This window comes from Chryseobacterium sp. HMWF035 (genome assembly GCF_003094695.1).
GTDB classification, from domain to species: domain Bacteria; phylum Bacteroidota; class Bacteroidia; order Flavobacteriales; family Weeksellaceae; genus Chryseobacterium; species Chryseobacterium gambrini.
The window spans coordinates 69287-94288 of the sequence record NZ_QEHP01000005.1; the positions used below are offsets into that span (position 1 = coordinate 69287).

At 35.0% G+C, this 25002-nt stretch carries 21 protein-coding genes; 5 read left to right on the plus strand and 16 right to left on the minus strand.

Annotated features, from left to right (window positions below; translation table 11 throughout):
- From asnB to DD829_RS00910, 16 genes are all read right to left on the minus strand, one after another.
- A complete protein-coding gene (gene asnB / locus DD829_RS00835) occupies positions 1–1797 on the minus strand; it encodes an asparagine synthase (glutamine-hydrolyzing) (protein WP_108410604.1) in 1797 nt (598 codons plus the stop codon).
- 25 nt (positions 1798–1822) lie between these two features.
- Positions 1823–2569 (minus strand): class I SAM-dependent methyltransferase, encoded by a 747-nt coding sequence (locus tag DD829_RS00840; protein WP_116547441.1) that lies wholly within the window; start codon positions 2567–2569, stop codon positions 1823–1825.
- 30 nt (positions 2570–2599) lie between these two features.
- Positions 2600–3517: a glycosyltransferase family 2 protein gene (locus DD829_RS00845; RefSeq protein WP_108411452.1), complete on the minus strand. Its 918-nt coding sequence runs from the start codon at positions 3515–3517 to the stop codon at positions 2600–2602.
- Between the two features lie 12 nt (positions 3518–3529).
- Complete coding sequence (locus DD829_RS00850) at positions 3530–4198, minus strand: NAD(P)-dependent oxidoreductase (protein WP_108411453.1); 669 nt, start codon at positions 4196–4198, stop codon at positions 3530–3532.
- Between the two features lie 23 nt (positions 4199–4221).
- Positions 4222–5088 (minus strand): glycosyltransferase, encoded by an 867-nt coding sequence (locus DD829_RS00855; RefSeq protein WP_108411454.1) that lies wholly within the window; start codon positions 5086–5088, stop codon positions 4222–4224.
- Between the two features lies 1 nt (position 5089).
- Positions 5090–5911 carry a glycosyltransferase family 2 protein gene (locus DD829_RS00860; protein ID WP_116547442.1) on the minus strand — a complete coding sequence of 274 codons (822 nt, stop codon included), beginning with the start codon at positions 5909–5911 and terminating at the stop codon, positions 5090–5092.
- Positions 5912–5913: 2 nt separating this feature from the next.
- Complete coding sequence (locus DD829_RS00865) at positions 5914–6810, minus strand: glycosyltransferase family 2 protein (protein ID WP_108410268.1); 897 nt, start codon at positions 6808–6810, stop codon at positions 5914–5916.
- Positions 6810–7910 carry a DegT/DnrJ/EryC1/StrS family aminotransferase gene (locus tag DD829_RS00870; protein WP_108410269.1) on the minus strand — a complete coding sequence of 367 codons (1101 nt, stop codon included), beginning with the start codon at positions 7908–7910 and terminating at the stop codon, positions 6810–6812. The genes DD829_RS00865 and DD829_RS00870 overlap by 1 nt, the downstream gene beginning before the upstream one ends.
- Entirely contained in the window at positions 7903–8364 is a 462-nt protein-coding gene (locus tag DD829_RS00875) for an acyltransferase (RefSeq protein WP_108410270.1), read from the minus strand. The genes DD829_RS00870 and DD829_RS00875 overlap by 8 nt, the downstream gene beginning before the upstream one ends.
- Entirely contained in the window at positions 8361–8759 is a 399-nt protein-coding gene (locus DD829_RS00880; RefSeq protein WP_108410271.1) for a sugar 3,4-ketoisomerase, read from the minus strand. Before DD829_RS00880 ends, DD829_RS00875 begins: the two co-directional genes overlap by 4 nt.
- Before the next feature lie 15 nt (positions 8760–8774).
- On the minus strand, positions 8775–9749 hold the full coding sequence (locus DD829_RS00885) for a hypothetical protein (RefSeq protein ID WP_123906772.1): 975 nt from the start codon (positions 9747–9749) through the stop codon (positions 8775–8777).
- A 24-nt stretch (positions 9750–9773) separates the two neighbouring features.
- Positions 9774–11024, minus strand: a complete 1251-nt coding sequence (locus DD829_RS00890) for an ABC transporter ATP-binding protein (RefSeq protein ID WP_108409625.1) — start codon at positions 11022–11024, stop codon at positions 9774–9776.
- 33 nt (positions 11025–11057) lie between these two features.
- The gene (locus DD829_RS00895) at positions 11058–11906 is read right to left on the minus strand and encodes an ABC transporter permease (protein WP_108409624.1); all 849 of its coding nucleotides are present in this window, start codon (positions 11904–11906) and stop codon (positions 11058–11060) included.
- A gap of 177 nt (positions 11907–12083) precedes the next feature.
- Positions 12084–12947, minus strand: coding sequence for a glucose-1-phosphate thymidylyltransferase RfbA (gene rfbA / locus DD829_RS00900; protein ID WP_108409623.1), 864 nt, complete (start codon positions 12945–12947; stop codon positions 12084–12086).
- 21 nt (positions 12948–12968) lie between these two features.
- Entirely contained in the window at positions 12969–14048 is a 1080-nt protein-coding gene (rfbB, locus tag DD829_RS00905; protein WP_076391754.1) for a dTDP-glucose 4,6-dehydratase, read from the minus strand.
- A 4-nt stretch (positions 14049–14052) separates the two neighbouring features.
- Positions 14053–15366 (minus strand): UDP-glucose dehydrogenase family protein, encoded by a 1314-nt coding sequence (locus DD829_RS00910; protein WP_108409626.1) that lies wholly within the window; start codon positions 15364–15366, stop codon positions 14053–14055.
- 218 nt (positions 15367–15584) lie between these two features.
- On the opposite strand from DD829_RS00910, the gene rimP reads away from it, so the two are divergent.
- From rimP to DD829_RS00935, 5 genes are all read left to right on the plus strand, one after another.
- Positions 15585–16052, plus strand: a complete 468-nt coding sequence (rimP, locus tag DD829_RS00915; protein ID WP_108409622.1) for a ribosome assembly cofactor RimP — start codon at positions 15585–15587, stop codon at positions 16050–16052.
- A gap of 15 nt (positions 16053–16067) precedes the next feature.
- Positions 16068–17303: a transcription termination factor NusA gene (gene nusA / locus DD829_RS00920; protein WP_076391760.1), complete on the plus strand. Its 1236-nt coding sequence runs from the start codon at positions 16068–16070 to the stop codon at positions 17301–17303.
- An 80-nt stretch (positions 17304–17383) separates the two neighbouring features.
- The gene (gene infB / locus DD829_RS00925) at positions 17384–20410 is read left to right on the plus strand and encodes a translation initiation factor IF-2 (RefSeq protein WP_108409621.1); all 3027 of its coding nucleotides are present in this window, start codon (positions 17384–17386) and stop codon (positions 20408–20410) included.
- A gap of 297 nt (positions 20411–20707) precedes the next feature.
- A complete protein-coding gene (locus DD829_RS00930) occupies positions 20708–23545 on the plus strand; it encodes a SusC/RagA family TonB-linked outer membrane protein (protein ID WP_116547444.1) in 2838 nt (945 codons plus the stop codon).
- A 12-nt stretch (positions 23546–23557) separates the two neighbouring features.
- The gene (locus DD829_RS00935; protein ID WP_108411282.1) at positions 23558–24961 is read left to right on the plus strand and encodes a RagB/SusD family nutrient uptake outer membrane protein; all 1404 of its coding nucleotides are present in this window, start codon (positions 23558–23560) and stop codon (positions 24959–24961) included.
- Positions 24962–25002: the final 41 nt, after the last annotated feature.

Sequence of the window (25002 nt, forward strand, 5' to 3'; positions counted from 1 at the left end):
TTACAAATATTTTTCGTTGTTATGAGCCCAAAGAGCCAACTGCAAAAGACACCAGTGTTTGTAATCTTTGGTCAGTAAATTCTGAGTAGCCTTAAAATCGATGTAATTAAAAATTTTCTGATTGGGATTTTTTAACAGTTCATCGGAAAAGCGGAGAAGGTTATCTTCTGTAAACCAGTTTTTAACATTCATTCCGAATCCCTGTTTATGTCGTTTTCTAATGGTTTCCGTCCAGTAAGAGCCCATAGATTCGCGAAGGATAATTTTATCGTTATCGTTACTAAGTTTAAGATTTTCCGGAAGCTGAATGCAGAATTCTGCGAAATCCAGATCAAGAAACGGCGTTCTTACTTCTAAAGAGTTTGCCATTGCCATTCTGTCGGATTTTACCATCATATTGGACGGTACAAAGTCTTCAATATCCAGTCGCATGATATCATTTAATGAATCCGGATCTGGGATAAAGCTGTAAGGCTGATCATAATCCGAATGCAGTCCTAAAGCCTGTCTTTCTTGCTTTGAGAAAGCTCTTCTTACATAGTTTTGGTGAAACTCAAGAATGCTTTTGTTTTCAATATTCTGTTGACTGATAAAAGAGATAGGTTTTATTTTCTGATACAGTTTTAATCCAAACTGGGCAATAATATTTTTGTAACTGAAATGATTTCTCAGTTTATTTTCAATGGTGTAAAAGTTATAGCCGCCGAATAATTCATCTCCTACATCTCCCGAAAGCACAACGGTAAGATTTTTACGTGCATTTCTGCAGATTTCAAAATGTGGAATTGAAGAATAATCCGCAAAAGGTTCATCGAAAAAAGGAGAAGTTTTTAAAAGAGCCGTTACGAGATCTTCCTTTTTTTCGTGAACTTCAATATGATTGGTATTGTATTTATCGGCTATTTCTTTGGCATATTTTAGTTCGCTGTCTTCGTGATCGTAGCCAAAACTTATGGTTGTCTGTTTGGGTAAAAATTCGGCAACAAGTCCTACAATGGAAGAAGAATCTAAACCTCCACTCAGAAAACTTCCTACTTCAACATCGGCTACCAACTGTTTTTTCACAGCATTCTTTAACAGATAAGTAAATTCTTCCTTGGCATCGGATAAACTTATGGTTCTGTCTTTTTTGGGAAGACTGTAATATCTTGAAACGGAGATATTGCCCTCTTTCCAGATCAACTGATGAGCAGGAGGGAGGGCATGAATATTTTCGTAAATACTCTGATATGTACTTACATACCCATGCTGAAGGTAATGAGAAAGCGCGAGATTGCTTACTTTTGAACGGATAAGCCCTGAAGCGAGGATTGCTTTGATTTCTGAGGCAAAAATAAATTCATTATTGTTTCCAATTGCATAATAAAAAGGTTTTTCTCCAAAACGGTCTCTTGCACAGAACAGTTCCTGTTTTTCGTTATCCCAGATGGCAAAAGCAAACATTCCCGGAAGATCATGGATGAGGTTTTCTTTTTTCCTCTGATACATGGCAAGAATTACCTCCGTATCTGAACTTCCACGATAAGGATATTCTGGATAATGTGCCTTAATATCCTGATAACCGTAGATTTCTCCGTTCAGTACGATGCATTCGTCTTTTGTAGAGGAAAACATGGGTTGTTTTCCGTTTTCGGAAAGATCAATAATAGAAAGTCTGCGATGTCCTAAAGCTGCATTTTCGTAAAATTCAAAGTGAGAAGAATCCGGACCGCGATGCGCAATGGCATCGGTCATTTTTTTCAGTTCTTCCTGATAATTTCTGGCGTTGTTGGTAATGATTCCCGCTATTCCGCACATACCTTTTAATTTTAATTGATCTTACTTATTTTTCGCAATAGAAAATGTCTTCATCAGGATTAAGACCAAATTTCTTATATTTTTCCGAAATATTTATTCTTTTTACTTTAAAACCAACACTTTCCAGCCTTGATACATAATCCTGTCCGTAAATTCTCACATGATCGAACTGTCCAAATAATTCTTCTCTTTTATTTCGATCGGTGATGGTGAAATCTTCATGGGTCTGCTGATTATTTTTGGAAATAGGAACCTGCAAAACAGCATGACCTCCCGGTTTTAAGACTCTGTGAAGTTCCTTCATTGCTTTCGTATCTTCAGGAATATGTTCTAAAACATGATTGCAGATGGCAAGATCAAAATGATCATCTTCATAAGGAATATCCATCACATTCATATTTTTTACATGACTTGGATAATCATATCCTTTTGTAAATAAATCTCCGCAGATGTATTCTTTTACATTTGATTTTAAAAATATATTTGAAAGCTTGGGTTCCGGAGCAATATGCAGAATGCTGAAATTTTTGTTGTCTGTAACTTTCAGTTCTTCAATTAAAAATGCATATAAAAGTCTCTCTCTGTCTCTTGAATGGCATTTATAGCATCCTGCAGCGCGTCTTCCGCCGCCAATTACCTGTTTGTCTCTTAGTACTTTAAGATCATGCCCTACAACTTCCAGATCTTTAGAATCGTAACCGCAATAGGGACAGTGATAGGTGGAACCTGAATGGGAAAGTAGTTTTATTTTGTTTGCAATTTTATTTATCATTTTAAGTATTTTTAAATATTGAATATGGATTTACAGGTTCAGAAATGAGGGCGATTTCTTTTCTACGATATTTCTGAGTTCAGTTAATTTTTTTTCCTCGGAAACGATTTTCTTATATTTTGATGCTAACTTCTGATAGTTATTTTTCTTTCCGGTAAACATATTTTTTAGCATACTTTGTTTGAGTGCTTTTTTCTCTGCCTTCAGAGAATCCGGAATAGAGGGATTCATGATGTTGGTTTCTATTCTGAGGTCTTCGTATTTTGTATAATCGACCTTAGACAGAGACTGTTTTCCGTCATGTACCACTTTGCTCTCCGGAACAAGTAACGTTTTCTTCTTGTGGAATAAAATGCGGTTTACATATTCTAAATCTTCGCCGTAATGAAAAAAATAAGGGTTGAATCCTCCTACCACGTCAATGGTTTCTTTGGGTAGAAACCAATGAGCAGCATTGATGAAGCTTATTTCGTAAAAGGGCTGTAAAGTCTGGAAATAGAGATCAGAGATCAGTCTTGTTTCAAAATTATGGGCAATGTATTTATCAAGAAAAATATCCAGTTTCTTTCCGGTTCCGTCGATATGCATCGGGCTCAGTATGCCTATTTCTTTTTTGTCGGGATGAAGATTGTAAACATGAAGGAGCTTTTCCAGGCTGTCACTAAAAATCCATGCATCCTGATTCATCAGATAAAAAAAATCGGCTCCTTTTTGATAGGCTTTTTCGATCCCGATATTATTGGCTTTTCCGAATCCCAGATTCTTTTCAGACTGAATTAATTCAACTTCGGGAAAATTTGCCGTAATGTATTTTTGTGTGCCGTCTGTGGAACCATTGTCTACCACAATACAGTAAACAGGAACAGAAGACTGCCTTAAACTTTTAAAGCATTTTTCTGCCCATTTCATGGCATTGTAGGTAACAATAATAAAATAAATTTTAGGCATTTGTGTTCTATTCTAAATATATTTTTCAGCTAAATTTTTTAAATAATTTTCAGCATCTATTCCTCTAAAGAAATCGTTTACCGATTCATCAAAATCAACTTTATAAAAATCTCCTTCATCCGATTCCTGATAATTCGCTTCTTTTTGCAGCTTATTCCGTATGGCTTCTACAATTTCCTTTAAATCATAATAATACGGATAGGCAAAGTTAATGGTTTGGTTATTAACATTTGCACAGTTTGATTCTAAAAATTCCGTAATATCATCAATATCCAGCAATAATCTTCTGGCTTTCTGATGCAACATAAAATTACTGCCCTGTATAATCTGTGTTTTAAGGAAATTAAACAGGGTATTCGGGTTTCCGCCTTTGCCTACAATATTACCGACCCTTAGAATGATATAGTTTTTGCAGTTTTCTTTTATGAAATTTTCAATTTCCAGTTTGTGCAGAACATATGGGCTTTGCTGTTTTGAAAGATCATTCACACTTAAAGTAGAAAAATAAAAAAGCTTTTTTTCCTCATGTGGTATTATGCTGTTTTTTAGAAGAGAAAATTCTCTTTCAAATTCCGAGCTTCTTATTTCGAGGGAATTTGAAACTCCGGAAGCAAAGTAAAGATGGTCTTTGGAATCGATATTTTTTAGTGAGTTGGCAATGAGTCCGTTTCCTATAATCATGCAAATAAGCCTTTTAATAAATTTTAATTCTCTGTGCGTTTGTTGATATTTCCGGAATATCTTATGTATTGATAATATTTTTTTAAGATTTCCAAATGATCTCTAAAATTAAGTTTTTTAGGATAAAATTGTAATGTAAATAAAATATTTTTTCGATTAACCGGATAATATCTGAAATAATTATACAAAAAACCTTGAAATACTTCTTTTTCTACGTCAGGATCTATTTTGTGTTTAAAATCTGATCCTAATTTTTCTTTAACTTTTATATTGGCGTCTAGCCACTTTTTATCAAGATTTCCGCTGGAAAAATGTTTTATTAAGATATCATCTATTATATAATTTTGGAATTTTCGGGAAACTCTTAAACTGAGATCCAGATCATAACCATGAAATCCTTTTAAATTTTCATCAAATCTAAATTCATTATAATTTTCTTTCCTGATTGCCATGAATACACCATCTACAGCGAAAACTTTAGTACTGTTTTCTTCTGTGGAATTAATGTGAAAGAACCCTGTATTCTCTTTATTGCCCTGTAAAATATATACAGAATTGTACTTTTCAGCAACCGTCCAGCTTGATGGAGCAAATGGCACATAGGATGAGCCCGCAACGCCCACAATTCCTGTACTTTCTTTTTGTAAATGATGCAGCAATTTGTTTCCCCAGTTTCTGGTATAAAAAATAATGTCTTCGTGTAGAAAAAGAAGATTTTCGAATGTGGATTTTTCTGCTCCCGAATTGTATGCTTCCGTAATGCTCATCACATTCGGATTCCATATCTGGATAATTTCATACCGAAAATCTTCTCCGATCGTCTCCCTGATATTTTCGGTAAGCTGATCGAAGTAGTGTTTTTGATAGGATGAAATGATGATGGAGAGCATTCTAGGAGAACTTTATAATTAGTTTAAATAATATTCTGTTGATGAAATTTTTATTTACTTTTTCGTTATAAAAATCTAAGTTATTTTTTAAATTTTCCTGCTGCTCAAAGTTTTCAATAGCATTTTTATTTTTTGGCAGGTATTTTTTAAGATGCTTTTTATAAATGTAGTTTAGAGAGAAGTCTATTTTATTTTTATCCTGATTAATTGCAACATCCATAGATTCTTCCTTTCTCCTATAAAAAAAGCCTACGTAATCCATGCACAGCACTTTATTGTTCCCATCCAAAATGGATAACCAAAAGTCCCAATCTTCCTTTCCGTAAATCAAATGAACGTCATATCCATTTGCGATTTTCCAATCTTCTTTTTTAAAAAATGCGGAGCAGAATATTAAGTTTTCTACAAGTAAATGTTGATATCGGTAGCTGGGTAATTTCCATGGATGGTTTACTTTATCAAAAAACTCAGCTTTACAATAGATTACGGTATATCCGTCATTAAATTTTTGTGAAGCCAGTTCCAAATACTGATTTCCAATTTTATCATCGGAATCTAACGGAAGAATCCATTTTCCTTTTGCTATTTCAATTCCTGCATTTCTCGCTGAAGAAAGACCTCCGTTTTCCTTATGTAGATAAGTAAAACGATTGTCCTTTTCTATCCATTTTTTAGATACTGCTTCTGTATGATCCGGTGAACCATCGTTAACGATAATACATTCCCAATCCTTAAAGGTTTGATCCTGAACCGATTGCAGGCATTCATCAAGATATTCTGCCTGATTGTAACATGGAACAATGATGGAAATTGTAGGATTCATTTTTAGATAATTTTATTCAAAAGCTTATAAACAGGTCGCGGAATTTTATTTTTTAAAGCAAAATTGAGCCTTTTAAGGTGATAGGGATAATTGTTATATGCCTGAAGATATTCTTGAGAAAATTTTTCTCCATTAAGATACAGTTTTTGTGTTTTGCTGTTAATCTTTTGTTTTACGGCTCCATCTTCATCAAAAAGCATTTGAAGCAAAAGGGTTTCCTTTTCAATTCTTTCTTTTGCTAATGATGAAATGTTGGTTGTATGGGTTCTATAATAAGCTAATTTTTCTGGAATATATGCAATATAATATAAAGCGTTAATTTTTAGCCATCTGAAATAATCTTCAATTAATAAATCCGATTTATATTTGCCTGTTTCAACTAAGACATCTTTTCGCATTAAAACAGTAAGAGCAGCAATTCGGTTATTTTTAATTAATTCTTTTCGGAATAAATCTTTATCAATATTTCCTAATGTATTGTAATCGGCAAGATCTTCAGTAATTTCAGATTTTTCATTTACAAAATAAGTGTCTGTGAATGCCATTCCGTACTCATCTCCCAGTCGTTCAAGCTCTTTAACAGATTTTTCAATGGCTTCAGGATGAAGATAATCGTCTGCAGCGATTACTTTTACAAACTCCCCTTTTACTGATTCTATACATTCATTAAGCATTGTTGCCAGACCTGTATTTTTTTGATGGAAATTTTTTTCAGCAGGATAATTATTTTTGCTCAGCCACTGTTCAAAAGTTTCAGTAGAATTATCTTTAGAAGCATCATCAGCTACTATAAGCTGTATATTTTTATAGGTCTGATTTTTTATGCTATCAAGATTTTCCTCAATATATTTTGAATGATTATAGGAAACTACTATAACTGTTACTAAAGGGTTTTCCATTAGAACGTATTTATTATATCTATAATTCTGAATACTTCCTCCTCTGTCATCACGGGAGAAATCGGTAAGCTTAATACTTCACGATGAATTTTCTCTGTAATCGGTAACTCCAGTGCTTTAAGATGAGAATAAGCTTCCTGATGATGAGGTGGGATTGGATAATGAATTAAAGTCTGTATTCCGTTTTCCTCAAGATAGTTCTGAAGTTGATCTCTTTTTTCTGTTCTGATCACAAAAAGATGGTAAACATGGCTGTTCTCTTCGGTTTTATGATTTGGAAGTATAATTGAAGGATTGACTATTTCAGCAAGATAACGATTGGCAATCTCTTTTCTTCTGTTGTTTTCCTCATCCAGATATTTAAGTTTTACAGAAAGCACAGCTGCCTGAATTTCGTCTAATCTTGAATTATAGCCTTGATACTGATTAACATATTTTTTCTGAGAACCATAGTTGGCTAAAGCTCTGATACATTTTGCAAGGGTTTCATCCTGACAAGAAACTGCACCTCCATCACCTAAAGCACCTAAATTTTTTCCGGGATAAAAGCTGAATCCTACTGCATCACCCAAACTTCCGGATTTTTTACCTTTCCAGACAGCTCCGATAGCCTGTGCATTATCTTCTATAATTTTCAGGCTGTATTTTTCGGCAAGGGCTTTAATTTCTTCCGAGAAAACGATACTTCCATATAAATGAACCAAAAGAATGGCTTTGGTTTTGGAAGATATTTTTTCTTCTATTTTATTAATATCAATATTATACGTTTCAATATCCGGTTCTACCAAAACAGGAACCAGTTTATTATCTGTGATCGCAAGAAGTGATGCAATGTATGTATTCGCAGGAACCAAAACTTCATCTCCTTCCTTCATTACTCCCAATTCTATATATGCACGGAAAATCAGCCTTAAAGCGTCCAGACCATTGGCAACTCCTATAGCATGAGGAACTTTGCAATAGGCTGAAAGCTGTTCTTCAAAGGTTTTTACTTTCTCTCCCAGCAAATACCATCCGGAACGGAAAGTTTCTAATAAAGCTTCCTCAATCTCCTGTTGATGAGAAAGATTTATTTTTTGTAAGTCCAGAAATTTAATCATTGTTATTTTTCTTTAAAAATTTTGCGGGATTTCCCACCCATATTTCATTATCGGGAATATTTTTTGTTACTACACTTCCGGCTCCTACAAGTGCATTTTCCCCGATTGTTACTCCTGCTAATATTGTTGCGTTTGCACCAATGGAAGCGCCTTTTTTCACCAGAGTTTTTATAAGTTTAAATTCTTTATTTTTTGATTTCGGAAATAAATCGTTTGTAAAGGTAGCGTTCGGACCAATGAATACATTATCTTCAAGAGTAATTCCGTCCCATATTTGTACTCCTGGCTTTATGGTAACGTGATCACCAATTATGGCATCGTTTTCTATCAGTACCTGACAGTTTATATTACAGTTTTTACCAATAGTCGCATTTTTCAAAATCACACAAAACTGCCATATCATGGTGCCTTCACCTATGTTTTTAGATTGAACGTCGGCTAATGGATGTATCATGTTTTATAATTTTTAAACTCATCAAAATCTCTGAAATAATCTTTCTCGTCATATAATTCTGAAGCCAAGCACAATAAAACTGCACTATGGCTGAATTTTATATCTCTCCAAATTAGTTTTGGAATATAAAGTCCTTTGGATGGAGTATCCAGAATAAAAGTTTCATTATTCCCTTCCATATCTAATGTATTAAACTCTATAGTCCCGGAAACTGCAAAAATAATCTGCTGAAGCTCTTTGTGTGCATGCCCACCACGAATAACGTCCTGCGGCGTGTAGTACGTCCAGTAAACTCTCTTTATTTCAAAAGGAACGTTTTTTTGTTCTTCAGCTACAGTAATATAACCCAGATCCTGAGAACCTATTTTAGAAAATTCTATGATATGTGGAGGCATAATTTTTATTGTTTGTTAATCTTTCTTTGTTCCTTCAATTCCATAGGAACTTTGAACTTTTTTTCCTTCATCGTCAATAGAGTAGATGACTATTGTTTCATCTTCTTTTTCTATAATAACCTCAAAAGGTACAATATTTACTACAGTTATCTGCTCAGGAAGGTTGAGGCGAAGAGTATATCCTTCAGTAAATTTCTGATTTAAATAATCAACATCAATATTTATAGTTGGATTAGAATTATCTGTTGAAACTCTATTTAATGTTGTTCCAACTAATTTTGTTTTTAAAGGACTGATACCGTTTCTGAAAAGTTTATGTTCCAGCGCGTATCTAAACATATTTTCTTCAAGCGTTATAGGATTATGGTATGGTACTTTTTCTAAAACGGTTAATAAATATTTGGTATTGTAAATAGTGCCATCTACAGAAAAAGGATAAGACCAATGTGTAATGTTCTTATCTGTATAATAATCCCATTGGTAATAGCTACTTTTTTTTTCAATATAATTTGGAAACCCATCTATATTATCACCAACATACATTCTGTAAGAAGTTGTATTAGGATTTTCTTTAAATACGGAAATAACATCATTATCTAAAATAACATCATCATAGAATACTCCGTCATCAGTATTAAACATTACAAAATCATGTTTGGTTTTTCTTAATAAATTTTGTAGAAGACCTTTAAAGTTATCTCCCTTTTTGTTTTTTAGATTTTTTTCCAGAAAAAAATTAAAATTCTTTTTACTATTAAAAGTTTTTAAAAAAGAAATATCAAACCAAACTTCCTTTCTTTCAACAAAGCTAATATTAGGATATGTCTTATATTTTTCTATTAATTTTTTATAACCTAAATGATGATCACCTGTTGTATGGTATAGTATAACAGTACTGTAATCAGGTATCTTCAGTCTGTTTAAAATAGTAGATAGAAGATAGTCTACCTGCATTGCACGATTATATGAAAAGATGATATTTAAAAGCATAAATATTTCATTAAGTCCGTTAAACTAAATTTTTTTTACATTTGAAATTATATTAGGGAAAATAACACCTGGCGATTTTCTTATATCGCCGAATTGATTTCGAATTCCATTAATTTCAAACCCGAAAGATTCAGTTTTTAGTGCAATCTCAGAACGATTGACTCCCCAGAACATTTCAAAATAATAAGAATCTTCATTAAGAATATTGGGCTGAATTTCAAATACAAGCGAATATTCCCCAGTTTCACCGTTTTCACTTATAATAAATCCATTACTCAGAATTGTTACTTCGTGTGAATTTCTTAAATAAAAAGAAAGATCCAATGTCGAGTTCTGAACTTTACTCGAAAAAATAATTTCAAATTTAGCCCCAGAATTAATATTTAATACATTGCCATGTATCGGTTCAACGGTGTAAGACAATACTTTAATTTTGTCATTCTCTATTTTAAAATCATGTTCTGATGCATTATAATAAGAAAGATGTCCGCTTCTTTTTTGGTATTCAATAATACATTTGTCTTTATCTCCCTGCATCAAAACAGTACCTTTATCTAATAAAATTGCGCTGTTGCATAATTCATTAATAGCTGCCATGTTGTGACTTACAAAAAGAACGGTTCTGCCTTCACCTTTCGTAACATCGCCCATTTTTCCAAGGCATTTTTTCTGAAATTCAACATCGCCTACTGCAAGAACTTCATCTACAATTAAAACTTCAGATTCAAGATGTGCAGCAACGGCAAATGCCAATCGCACATACATTCCTGAAGAATATCTTTTGACAGGAGTGTCTATATATCTTTCAACTCCTGAAAAATCAACTATCTCATCAAACTTTCTTGTAATTTCTTTTCTTGTCATCCCAAGAATCGCTCCGTTGAGATAGACGTTTTCGCGACCCGTCATTTCTGGATGAAAACCTGTGCCTACCTCAAGAAGAGAGGCAATTCTGCCATTGGTATAAATTTTTCCGGTTGTGGGTTTTGTGACTTTGCTTAAAAGTTTAAGAAGAGTGGACTTTCCGGCTCCATTTCTTCCGATAATTCCTACAGCATCACCCTGTTCAATTTCAAAATTGATATCACGTAGAGACCATACATAATCAGATTTTCCTTTTGCAGTTCTGTCATTCGCTTCACCAATTTTTAAATAAGGATCTTCCTTTCCTCTTACTTTATGCCAGAAACGGTTAAGGTCATGAGATAGAGTTCCTGTTCCGACTTGTCCGAGACGGTATTGTTTTGATATATTTTCTGCTTTTAGAGCGAGCATATTTTCTTATGATTAAAAATGTTAAAAAGATTTTTAAACGGTATCCATAAAGGTCTTTTCAATCTTATTGAAAATTACAATACCAACAGCCAAGAGTATAACGATGATTGCTGAGCTGATTCCCAGCATTAATGGCGAAAAATCTCCAACGCCAAGCCAGGCATATTTAAAACACTCAAAGATTCCGGTTAAAGGATTATAAAAGGAAAGTTTTTTAAAGCCCCCAGGTAAAGCTGAGGAGGGATATATAACCGGTGTAGCATACATATATAAGCTTACTCCGAATCCCAGAAGCATTGTAAGATCTTTATATTTCGTAGTAAGTGCTGAAAAGATCATTCCCACTCCCAAAGCAAATAATGCCATTAAAATAATTAACAGAGGAGTTGCCAATACCCAAATGTTTGGATGTATTTCATCTTTCGATAAATAATAACACCAGGCAATGATAAAAAGCAAAAACTGTACGCCGAAACGCATAAGATTTGAGATCACAATAGATAATGGAGTAACCAATCTTGGAAAATATACTTTTCCGAAAATACTGGCATTGCCCACAAAAGTTGAGGATGTACCTAAAAGGCAGGATGAAAAATAGTTCCAAAGCGTTACTCCTGCCAGATAAAATAATAGTGGAGGTGCTCCATCAGTCGGGAGATTGGCAATCTTTCCAAAAACCACCAGATAAACAATTGTTGTTAAAATTGGATTTATGAAAAACCAGATTGGTCCTAAAATGGTTTGCTTGAAACTGGAAACAAAGTCTCTTTTTACAAACATATAGACAAGATCTTTGTAGCGCCATACTTCTTTAAGCTTCAGATCAAACAAAGAATGTTGGGTTTCAATTGTTTCTGTCCACTTTTGTTGTGGGTCATTCATCTGTGTAAAATTTTAATGCAAATTTAGATTATTTAATTTATTTATCGTTTTCTTTATTGTGAATAATTATTCATTTAAAGTAAGAAAAATATCAACTAATATATTAATATTTACTGTTATGAACAAAAAACTATCAGCCGTAAAGCCAATAGTTTTAAAATATATTAATTTAGCCGGTTATTTATTAACTAATTTTTTTAGGTATTCCCCATAACCGCTTTTTCCGTATTTGGTTGCCGTTTCCAGTAATTTTTCTTCGTTGATGAATTTATTTCTGAAAGCAATTTCTTCAATACAGCCGATTTTGAAGCCCTGTCTCTTTTCGATTACTCTTACAAATTCAGAAGCATCGTTTAAAGAATCAAAAGTTCCAGTATCCAGCCATGCTGTACCTCTGTCGAGAACGCCAACTTCCAGTTTTCCTTTTTGAAGGTATACGTTATTTACATCAGTTATTTCCAGTTCTCCTCTCGCGGAAGGCTGAATGTTTTTAGCAATTTCAACCACTTCGTTATCGTAAAAATATAATCCGGGAACAGCGTAATTTGATTTCGGCTGTAAAGGCTTTTCTTCGATAGAAACGGCTTTAAGATCATCATCAAACTCTACAACGCCATATCTTTCAGGATCTGAAACGTGGTAGGCAAAAACAACACCTCCATCAGGATTAGTCTTATTTTTAAGCAAAGTTCCCATTTCTGAGCCGTAAAAAATATTATCGCCTAAAACCAATGCTGCAGCATCATTTCCAATAAACTGATCTCCTAAAATAAAAGCCTGTGCAAGACCATCCGGACTTGGCTGAACGACATATTCTATATTACAGCCAATCTGTGATCCGTCTCCTAATAATTTTACAAATCCTTCCTGATCGTGGGGCGTTGTAATAATTAAGATATCTTTAATTCCTGCTAATAACAATGTTGAAAGCGGATAATAAATCATCGGTTTATCATAAACAGGCATTAACTGCTTGCTTACCGCGATGGTAAGAGGGTAAAGTCTGGTTCCGGAACCTCCGGCTAAAATGATACCTTTCATCGGTTAATCTGTGTTTAATTTTTAATGATACTGTTTTTCGTAGTATTTCTGATAATCTCCGCTTGTTACATTTTCAAGCCATTCTTTATTCTCAAGATACCAGTCGATGGTTTTCGCCAAACCTTCTTCAAAGGTTACAGAAGGTTTCCATCCAAGATCAGAATTAAGTTTTGTAGCGTCAATAGCATATCTTTTATCATGTCCCGGTCTGTCTTTTACAAAAGTGATTAATTTTTCAGAGTAGCCTTCTTCTCTGCCTAATTTAGCATCCATTTGCTTGATTAATTCTTTTACCAAGTCGATATTCTGCCATTCGTTGAAACCTCCGATATTATACGTTTCTCCGGTTTTGGCTTCGTTGAAGATCTGATGAATTCCTTTGGCATGATCAATAACGAATAACCAGTCTCTTGTGTATTTTCCGTCACCGTATATAGGTAAAGGTCTTTCGTTAATAATATTCGAAATACAAAGAGGAATCAGCTTTTCCGGAAAATGATTCGGACCGTAATTATTTGAGCAGTTTGAAATGATAAACGGCATTCCGTACGTATTTCCGTAAGCTCTTACCAAATGATCTGAAGCCGCTTTTGAAGCCGAATACGGAGATTGCGGATCATAAGCTGTGGTTTCTAAGAAAAATCCTGTTTCTCCTAAACTTCCATATACTTCGTCTGTAGAAACATGGTAGAAAAGATTTGTTCTCTTCTCATCAGGGAATCTTCCGTGGGTGTGATCCGGATTTAACGTCCAGAATTCCTTGCAAAGATTCAGGAGATTGGCGGTTCCGTTCACGTTGGTATTAATAAATGCCATAGGATCCGTAATGCTTCGGTCTACATGACTTTCAGCCGCTAAATGCACAACAGCATCTGGATTGTACTTTTCAAAGACTTTTCTAAGTTCTTCAGGTTTTGTAATGTCGGCTTTTTCGAAAACGTAATTAGGTTCGTTTTCGATATCCTTAAGATTTTCCAGATTTCCTGCATATGTAAGTGCATCAAGGTTGATGATCTTTGTTTCAGGATTATTTTTTACAAATTCTCTTACCACGTGCGAACCGATAAAGCCGGCTCCGCCTGTGATGATTATATTTTTCATCTGATTAATTTAAAACTGTTTTACGTCCTATACTTTTATAATAAAAACCATTCTGCTCAGGAATTTCCAGCGGATACATATTTCGTCCATCGAAAATTACCCTATTGTTCATTCTTTTTGCCATCATTTCGAAATTCGGATTTTTGAATTCCGGCCATTCTGTGGCGATAAACAAAGCATCTGCATTGTCCAGAGCTTCGTACATATTTTTTGCGTACTGAATTTTGTCGCCTAATATTTTTTTTACGTTGTTTTCTGCAACCGAATCATAAGCAACAATCTTTGCTCCTTTTTCCAGAAGTAACGCAATGTTGTCTAAAGAAGAAGCCTCACGAATATCGTCGGTATTCGCTTTGAAGGCTAATCCCCACATTGCGACCGTTTTTCCTTCGATATTTCCTCCGAAATACTTTTCAATCTCCGAAACAAGGATTACTTTTTGGGCAATATTTACATTTTCTGTCGCTTCTAAAATCTGAAAATTAAAATCTTCCTGCTTTCCGGATTTTATCAATGCTTTCACGTCCTTCGGAAAACAGCTTCCTCCATATCCGATGCCCGGGAATAAAAACCGATGCCCGATTCTGTCGTCACTTCCCATTCCAAGCCTTACTTTGTCTACATCAGCGCCTACTTTTTCACAATAATTGGCAATTTCATTCATGAAAGTAATTTTTACTGCCAAGAATGAATTGGCTGCGTATTTTGTAAGTTCAGAAGATTTTTCGTCCATAAAAATAATAGGAACTCCGGTGTTGGTGAATGGCTGATAAATTTTAGCCATAATTTCCTGTGCTTTTTCGGAGCTTGCTCCTACAACAACCCTTGCCGGGTTCATAGAATCCTCTACGGCAAACCCTTCCCTTAAAAATTCAGGATTCGAAACCACGTCAAAAGGAATTTTCGTTTTTGAAGCGATAACTTCACGTACTTTATCGGCTGTTCCTACGGGAACGGTGCTTTTATTGACAACAACTTTGTATTCCGTCATCATTTCGCCAATATCGTTCGCCACTTTCAGTACATAGGAAAGATCGGCGGAACCGTCTTCTCCGGGAGGAGTCGGTAAGGCTAAATAAATAACTTCACTCTTATCCAGAGCTTCTTTTAAATTGGTTGTGAAAAATAATCTTTCAGCCTGTATATTTCTCAGGAACATCTCTTCAAGATTCGGCTCATAGATGGGAACTACGCCGTTTTTCATACCTTCTACTTTTTTTTCATCAATATCTACACAGTATACTGAATTGCCAAGCTCTGCCAGAGTGGTTCCTGTAACCAGTCCTACATAACCTGTTCCTACAATAGTAATATTCAAAATGTATGTTTTTAAAAAATTCAACCACAAAAATACTAAAAATACTATCACGCCCGTCTTTAATTTCCGGTAAATGAGCAATACATATCCTGTTGATAATAAGATGTTTTGCTTTTTTAATAAAAATTCGTATATTTGCAGTGGATTTACGGAAAAAATGGGAAGGCCTTCGCAAGAAAGCCTTTTTTCGTACCGTACATCAGGATTTTATATATTTTATGGAGTTTAGAAAAAGAATTGAAGAATTATTACATGAATTCCTCGAGACCAGAAAAGATTTATTCCTAATCGATTTAAAGATTTCTGCGGGGGATGACATCACCGTGATTTTGGATGGTGACAACGGTGTTTCTTTACAGGACTGCCTTGATGCAAGCCGCGCGATTGAATTTAATATGGATAGGGAAGAGCATGATTTCAGCCTACAGGTAATGTCTGCGGGATTAAGCGAGCCTTTGGCAACTCCGAGACAGTTTGCAAAAAATATCGGAAGAGAAATTGAGGTTTTACTGAATGACTCTACCAAAACGGAAGGCGAACTGGTAAAAGTAGATGAAGAAAAGATCACACTCATCCTGCGTTACCGCAAGCCGAAAGACATCGGTAAAGGAAAAGTGGATGTGGAGGAGGAAAAAGAAATTCCGTACTCTGAGATTAAGAAAGCATTAGTAACAATTAAATTTTAAAAGAAAAAAGAATAAATGGACAATATAGCGTTGATTGAATCCTTCGGTGATTTTAAAGACGAAAAAGGGATCAGTAAGATTGATCTTATGGCAATTATTGAAGATTCTCTGAAGACACTTTTGAGAAAAAGATATGATTCGGATGATCATTTTGATGTGATTGTAAACCCTGATAAAGGAGATTTTCAGATATTTTTAAATAAAACGATCGTGGAGGACGAAATGTCCGAAGATGATGATTTGGAAATCGAGATCTCTGAAGCTAAGAAAATTGACCCTACTTTTGAAGTGGGAGAAGATTTTACGATGGAAATTCCTGTTGCACAGTTGGGAAGAAGAAATATTCTTACCTTAAAGCAGATCTTGGCTACAAAATTGCAGGAGCACAACAATGCCATGTTGTACGAGCAGTTTAAAGACAGAATCGGGGAGATTGTAGTAGGAGAGATCCACCATATCCGTCATAAGCACGTGATTTTGCTGGATGATGAGGGGAACGAATTCATTTTGCCTAAAGAAAATCAGATTCCATCCGATTTCTTTAAAAAGGGTGAGAATATCAGAGCTATTGTTGAAACAGTAGATTTCAAAGGTTCAAAACCGCAGATTATTATTTCCAGAACTGCACCTAAATTCTTAGAAAAACTATTAGAGCTGGAAATCCCTGAAATTCAGGACGGAACTATTATGCTTAAGAAAGTAGTAAGAATTCCTGGAGAAAAGGCGAAGATTGCAGTAGATGCTTACGACGACAGAATAGATCCGGTAGGAGCTTGTGTAGGGGTAAAAGGATCCAGAATTCATGGAGTGGTAAGAGAGTTGAGAAATGAGAACATCGATGTTATTCAGTGGTCCAAAAACCCTGAGATTTTGGTGAAGAGAGCTTTAGGAAATGTTACCATCAATAAAATTGACATCAACGAGGAGCAGGAATATGCTTTAGTATACACTCCGGTTGAAGAGATTTCTAAGGTAATCGGAAAACAGGGTCAGAATATCAGACTTGCTTCTTGGTTGACAGGTTATGAGATTGATGTGCATAGAGAATCCAGCGAAGATGATGATGTTGAGCTTACAGAGTTCAATGACGATATCGAGCAGTGGATTTTGGATGAATTTAAGAAAGTAGGTCTTACTACTGCAAAATCAGTTTTAGACAAGGAAACTGTAAGCTTACTGAATATGGTTGACCTTGAAGAGGAAACGATTGAAGAAGTAAAACGTATTCTGAGAGAAGAATTCGAAGATTAAGATTTGTAAATAAATTTTAATAAACAGTAAAAAAGAAATACTTTAATTTTAAGAATTAAAAAAAATAGTAAATAATATAGATGCCAAAAATTAGATTAAATAAAGCGGTTAAGGAATTCAATATTTCGATGTCCAGATTAGTAGAATTTTTACAATCAAAGGGCATTGAGGTTGAAAGCAATCCTAACGCTCAATTAGAAGAAGCGGCATATTCTGCATTGGAGGCTGAGTTTGCCAAGGACGGCGAGCAACGTAAAGCTTCCCATGAGGTGGTGATCACGAAAGTTCCGGAAGAAAAACTGGAAATTGAAGAAAAGAAAACCCCTGAAGTAATAAGAGCTAAAGCTAACAAACCGGAAACTAAAATTTTAGGTAAAATAGATCTAGAACCTAAAAAGCCTGAAGCTGAAGAAGTTCCGGCTCCGAAACCGCAGCCTGTGGTGGAAGAGAAAAAAGAAGAAGTTGCGCCTGCTCCTGAAGTAAAAGCAACTCCTGAAAAACAGGAATTTAAAGTTTTGGATAAAATAGATCTTTCCCAGATCGAATCCAGAAACAGACCTGTGAAAAAAGATAAACCAAAAGCGGAAGAGAAAAAAGAAGAAGAAAAACCTGTGGCTAAACCTGCAGAACCTGTAAAAGAAACTCCGCAACCTGTTGTTGCTGAAAAACCTGTTGCAAAACCTGTTGAAGAAAAAACGGCTGAACCTGCAAAAGCGGAAGAGGAATCTCAGGAACCACAAAAAATTGAAACGGTTTATCAAAAACTTGATGGTCCTAAAATTGTTGGAGAAAAAATCGATTTAACTCAGTTTGCGCCTAAACAGGGAGCGGGAGCTAAAAAGAAAAGAAAAAGAATTGAGAAACCGGGCGGAGGAAATCAGCAGGGTGGAAACAATAACCAACAGGGAGGAAATAATCAGGGACAAGGAAACCGTCCACAAGGACAGGGAGGTCAAGGTGGAAACCGTTTTGGAAATAACCAGGGCGCACAAGGAAATCGTCCTCAAGGTCAGGGTGGACAAGGAAACCGTCCACAAGGACAAGGAGGTCAAGGTGGAAACCGTTTTGGAAATAACCAGGGCGGACAAGGAAACCGTCCTCAAGGTCAGGGTGGACAAGGTGGAAACAGAGGTGGATTCAACAGAGGCGGACAAGGAGGTAACAGACCGGGTCAAAGAACAATGCCTGTTGAATTAACGGATGAACAAGTTAAAAACCAGATCAAGGAAACCCTTGAAAAATTAACAAATAAAGGAGGTAAATCTAAATCTGCTAAGCACAGAAAAGATAAGAGAAACTTCCGTAGAGAACAGGACGAGCGTCAGCAGGAAATTGATGCAGCAGACAGGACATTAAAAGTAACCGAATTCATCACGGTTGGTGAATTGGCGAGTTTAATGAACGTGTCTCCTACAGAAGTAATTTCTGCTTGTTTCTCATTGGGAGTAATGGTTACCATGAACCAAAGGCTGGAAGCGGATACCTTATTATTGGTAGCAGATGAATTTGGATATAAAATAGAATTCTCTGATGCAGATCTTGGAGAATCTGAAGCAGAAGAGGAAATCGATTCTGAAGAAGATTTATTGCCAAGAGCTCCGATTGTAACAGTAATGGGACACGTAGACCACGGTAAGACATCATTGCTTGACTACGTCAGAAAAACAAACGTAATCGCCGGTGAATCCGGAGGAATTACGCAGCATATTGGAGCATATAATGTAAAATTGGAAAACGGACAAAGAATTACATTCTTAGATACCCCGGGTCACGAAGCCTTTACGGCGATGAGAGCAAGAGGTGCGCAGGTTACCGATATTGCCATTATCGTAATTGCTGCCGATGATGATGTGATGCCGCAGACGAAGGAAGCAATTTCTCACGCACAGGCAGCGGGAGTTCCAATGATTATTGCCATCAATAAAGTAGATAAACCAAATGCGAATCCTGATAACATCCGTCAGCAGCTTTCCGGTCTTAATCCATCAGTTTTGGTAGAAGAATGGGGAGGAAATGTACAGGCTCAGGAAATTTCAGCGAAATTTGGTAATAATGTAGATGCGTTACTTGAAAAGGTATTGCTTCAGGCGGAAATGCTTGAGTTAAAAGCAAACCCGGAACGTTCCGCTAACGGAGTTGTTATCGAAGCATCTTTGGATAAAGGTAGAGGGTATGTTGCAACAATGCTTGTACAGACCGGAACTTTAAAAGTTGGTGATTATGTAGTGGCTGGTAAAAACCATGGTAAAGTAAAAGCTTTGCTTGATGAAAGAGGGAAAAACCTTACAGAAGCAGGTCCTTCAATTCCGGCTACCATTTTAGGTCTTGACGGAGCGCCTACAGCGGGAGATAAATTCCGTGTTTACGCCGATGAAAGTGAAGGTAAAGCAATTGCCAACAAGAGAGAACAGCTTCAGAGAGAACTTTCCATCAGAACTAAAAAGCATACGACACTTGAAGAATTGGGTAGACGTATTGCTTTAGGAGAATTCAAAGAGTTGAATATTATCCTTAAAGGTGACGTAGATGGTTCGGTAGAAGCATTGTCTGATCAGTTACAAAGATTATCAACAGAAGAGATCAGCGTGAAAATCCTTCACTCTGGTGTCGGACAGATCACTGAATCTGATATCAACTTAGCGGCAGCATCTGATGCTATTATTATTGGATTTAATGTAAGAGCCGGAGCAAATGCTAAAGATCTTGCAGACCGTGAAGAAATTGAAATCAGAACCTATTCTGTCATCTATAAAGCGATTGATGAGGTAAAAGAAGCGATGGAAGGAATGCTTTCTCCTGAAATTCAGGAGCAGGTTATCGGTAATGTTGAGATTCGTGAAGTGTTCAAAATTTCTAAAGTGGGAACTATTGCAGGTTGTATGGTTCTTACCGGAAAAGTTACAAGACAGTCTAAAGTGCGCCTACTTAGAGATGGCATCGTGAAATTCGATGGTGAACTTGAAAGTTTAAAACGTTTCAAAGACGACGTAAAAGAAGTAACAAAAGGTTACGAATGCGGATTGAACCTGAAAGGATACAACGATATCGAACAGGGCGACATTCTTGAAGTTTATGAAGAGGTTGCTGTGAAGAAAAAGTTAAAATAATATAATATTTTATCTATATGAGATGATAATCCGACTTAAATGAGTCGGATTATTTTTTTATTTATAATTAGTCTAAATTATTTGAGTGATAATTTGCTTTAAAATGTTAAAGTTTTATTTGTTAAACAAATAATCATAATAATAAATCAATTTTAAATCAAAAAAATAAAATACTTATACTAAGCTTTTATTTTTTTTAATGATTTTTTAGATTAAATAAATTATAAAAAGTTAAAAATTTGTTAATGTTAAAATTTATTAACATATTTGCTTTTGTTAAATATTAAACTTGTTAATATGAATGTGAAATTACGTGTATTAAGCGCGGGAGTCCTTTTTTTTATTGGAGGAACAGCTATAGCGCAAAAAACAAAGAAAGATACTGTAAAGGAACAACAGATCGAAGAAGTAGTAATGGTTGGTTTTGGGCAAAAGAAAACCGTTACAGAACTAACTGGGGCTGTAGGTACTATTAAGGCTGACGCAATTGAAAATGTGCCTGTTGCATCAATTGATAAAATGTTACAGGGTAGAGTTTCTGGGGTACAAACTGGTAATGCCTCAGGACAACCCGGAGGTTTTGCAACCGTTAGGGTGAGAGGTATTTCTTCGGTTAATGGTGGAGTTAATCCTATTTATATCGTTGATGGAGTAAGAGTTGTTGCCGGAGATTTAACCAGAAGTGCAATTACCGCAAATGCTTTAGCCAATCTAAATACTGATGATATTGAAAGTATGACTGTTCTGAAAGATGCTGCATCAACAGCTGTTTATGGAGCAGACGCAGGAGCGGGTGTTGTTATTATAACGACTAAGTCTGGTAAAAAAGGAAAGCCAAAAATTAATATCAATTTTGAACATGGTACTAATTCTAGAGCAATAGAAGGACAAAGAGGTTTAAATACTGAACAATACAGATACTTATTATCATATACGTTTGCTAATAATCCTGCTGCTTTAGGCGAAGCAGCTGGTTTTACTCCTCAACAATTTATTACCAATGCAATTAGCGGAAAGTATGGTACGGATCTTCAGAATATTTATACCACAGCAAATAATACGGACTGGAGAAAAGCTTTAAGCAGATCTGCTTATCAACAGTCAGTCAATGCTTCAATTAGTGGTGGTAATGATAAAGTTACATACTATAACTCAGCGAGTTATTTCTTACAGGAAAGTGAAATAAAGGGGTCTGATTTTAAAAGAATGGCTTTCACAAGTAAAGTAAATTATGATGCCTCTGAAAGACTGAAAATAGGTTCTGATGTTCAGATGGCGTACAGTAAAATAAATACTTTGAACAACGGAGGGGCTTTTTCAAATCCTATATTGACAGAATTGTTTGCCAGACCAACTGATGCTGCATATAACGCAGATGGAAGCTATAACTTAGGTGTTGCAGGTAGGTTGAGTAATAATTTGTTTAATAATGCTTATTTGGCTGATCACAATTATTATAGAGCTGAAACTGCAAGAATATTTGCAAATGTAAATGCAGACTATAAGATTCTAAAGAATTTAAACTATAGATTCGTTCTAGGTGGAGAATTTTTAAATGTAGAAAATAATACTTATTTAAATCCAATCCATGGTGACGGATATCAGGTAAATGGTAGAAAAACAGAATCTATTGAAAGGTTTTTTAACTGGAATCTACAGAACGTATTAAGCTATAATTTCAAAGTAGGTGAGAAAAATAACTTTGATTTACGTTTAATTCAGGAAGCATATCAGAGACAGAATCATGCAGTTGGTGCAAGTGCAACTTCAGTTGGTTCGCCTACTTTGGAATCATTAAGCAACTTCGTTAAACCTGCTTCATTTTTAGGAGAAAGGGGTAAGAGTTCAAGAACTGGATATGCGGCTACGATCAATTACAACTACGATAGGTTAGTAACTCTAGATGCAGCTTACAGAAGAGATGCGCTTTCTAATTTTACACCTGATCAAAAATGGGGAGATTTTTATTCATTTGGTTTGGCAGTTGATTTAGCAAGAATAAACTTTGTAAAAAGTTTAGATAAAATTTCATTATTTAAATTAAGAGCTTCATATGGTAAGGTTGGAAACCAAATTTCAAGTAGTCCGTACTCGCTTTATTCGTTTACAACAAATTATAATGATTTAGCTGCTGCAACCTACGGAGGGGTATATAATCCTGATTTAAGATGGGAAACAATTAACCCATTGAGTGTTGGGATAGATGCTGGTTTATTTAAGAATAGATTGACCTTCACAGTTGAATATTATAACAAGGAAACTAAGGATTTGGTTTTTGCACAGCCTCTTTCATTGGCGCAGGGATTAGCTTCGATGGATAGAAATATAGGATCTTTAGTCAATAAAGGATTAGAATTAGCAGTTAATGGAGAAATTATAAATAACGATAATTTATATTGGTCTTTAGGAGGTAATTTCAGTACACTTAAAAATGAAATTACATCACTATATGGAGGACAAGATATTATTTCAGGTTCTACAATTTTAAGGGAAGGTGAAGCTGTTGGTACTTATTATATGAGAAAATGGGCTGGTGTTGACCCTTCAAACGGAAATGCACTTTGGTATAAAAATGGAGTGGATGGAGAAACAACATCAAATTATAATGATGCACAATTAGCTGTTCAGGGTAGTAATTTTGCAAAATATTATGGAGGAGTAAATACAAGAGTCGTGTATAAGGGCTTTTCATTAGAGGCATTAGCTACTTTTGGTTTTGGTGGTAAAGTGATTAATGATTGGGCGAATTATACACAGTCAGACGGACAATATAGTTACAATTATGCCGGTAGTACGGATCAGCTTGATTTCTGGACACCTGAAAATCCTAATGCTGCAAATCCAAAACCTATTTATGGTAATTCAACTTTGTCAAATAGAATTTCAACAAGATATTTATCAAAAACAGACTACTTAAGATTAAGTAATATCAAAATTGGATATAAATTTAGCGCAGAAATGCTCAAAGGAACTGGGATGAATGGTTTTGAAGTATACGTACAAGGAAATAACATTTGGACTCACTTATATGATGATACCTTAAGATTTGATCCTGAAAACAATTTGAATACAACAAATAATCTTAATTTACCAATTCAAAAGACTTATTCATTAGGCTTTAATCTGCAATTTTAAATAACTTAAAAAATGAAAAATAATATATTAAAATATGCATTTATATGCTTGTCTGCAGGAACTTTATTGACTTCTTGTAGCAATGACTTTATAGAAACCGAATTTTTTCAATCTATAGAGCAAAGACCTTTAGTTTCAATTGAAGAAATGGAGTCAACAGTAAGAGGACAATACAACGCGATGAGAAGTGCTTCTTATTATGGTTGTGATTTTCCTATGATTGCTGAAATCAGAAGTGATAATATGTTTTCTAATAATGCGAGCGGTTATTATAATACAGTAAGCAACTATTCAATGTTATCAAATGATGCTTATGCGTCAGGTCCTTATACGCAAATGTACAGAGTAATTGCCTTAGCAAATACTGTTATTAATAATCAGCCTGCTTCGCCTCTTACGTGGAAAGTAAGTTCTGATCCTGCAACCATTACTGCTAAAGCTAATTATTTGAAAGGACAATCTTATGCAGCAAGAGCTTTAGCTTTATTTGATGCATTAAGGCTTTATGGTCAGGAGTATGCCGGAGGAACTCTTGGAGTTGTTGTTCCTACAAAATATGATCCTACATCATTGCAAGCTAGATCATCTGTAGCGCAAACGCGTACTCAAATTGAGAGTGATTTCGATCAAGCTCTTATTTTAATGAGCCCAACCTTAGACGCTACAGATAAAACAGTATTAAATACAATATCAGTAAAGACTTTAATGTCAAGATATTATCTTTACAAAGGAGATTATGCTAGAGTTAGAACTCTTGTTAACGAAATTGTTGCAGCAAACAAATATTCAGTTATAGGAAGAGGAGATTATGCAAATAGTTTTAGAAGTAGCTCAGCTCAAAATTCTATGTTTGAATTAGCGATAGGTACACTTGGTGATTTAGGGACAACTTCTACATCATACAAACTATTAGTTGCACCAAATGGATATGGAAATATGAAAGTTTTATCTGCTTTAAGAGCATCTTATAATGCAAATGATATTAGATTAGCAGGTATTACGACAGGGCTTGTTTTAAATGGAAAATATATAAATACATTTGATAATATCAAATTGGTTAGATATGAAGAAGCTCTTTTAAATGGAGCTGAAGCGGAATTAAATGCAGGAGGTACACCAAGTAAAGCTGTAACATATTACAATCTTATTTTACAAAACCGAATTTTAAATTATGTTCCTGTTACCTCTGTAACTCTTAACGATATTTATCAGGAAAAGAAAAAAGAATTTGTAGGAGAAGGCTTTGGTATGTTTGATCTGTTAAGAAGAGGACAATCAATCACACAGAGAAATACTTCTGGTGTTGCAGGTACAGTGAGAAATGTTGGGAATAATTTGTTAGCTTTCCCCATCCCTCGCGCAGAAATAAATGTGCCAGGTACACCCGTAGTGCAAAATCCTGGATATTCTAATTAATATTTAATAAAAATAAATATATCAAACCCCGCAATTCAAGA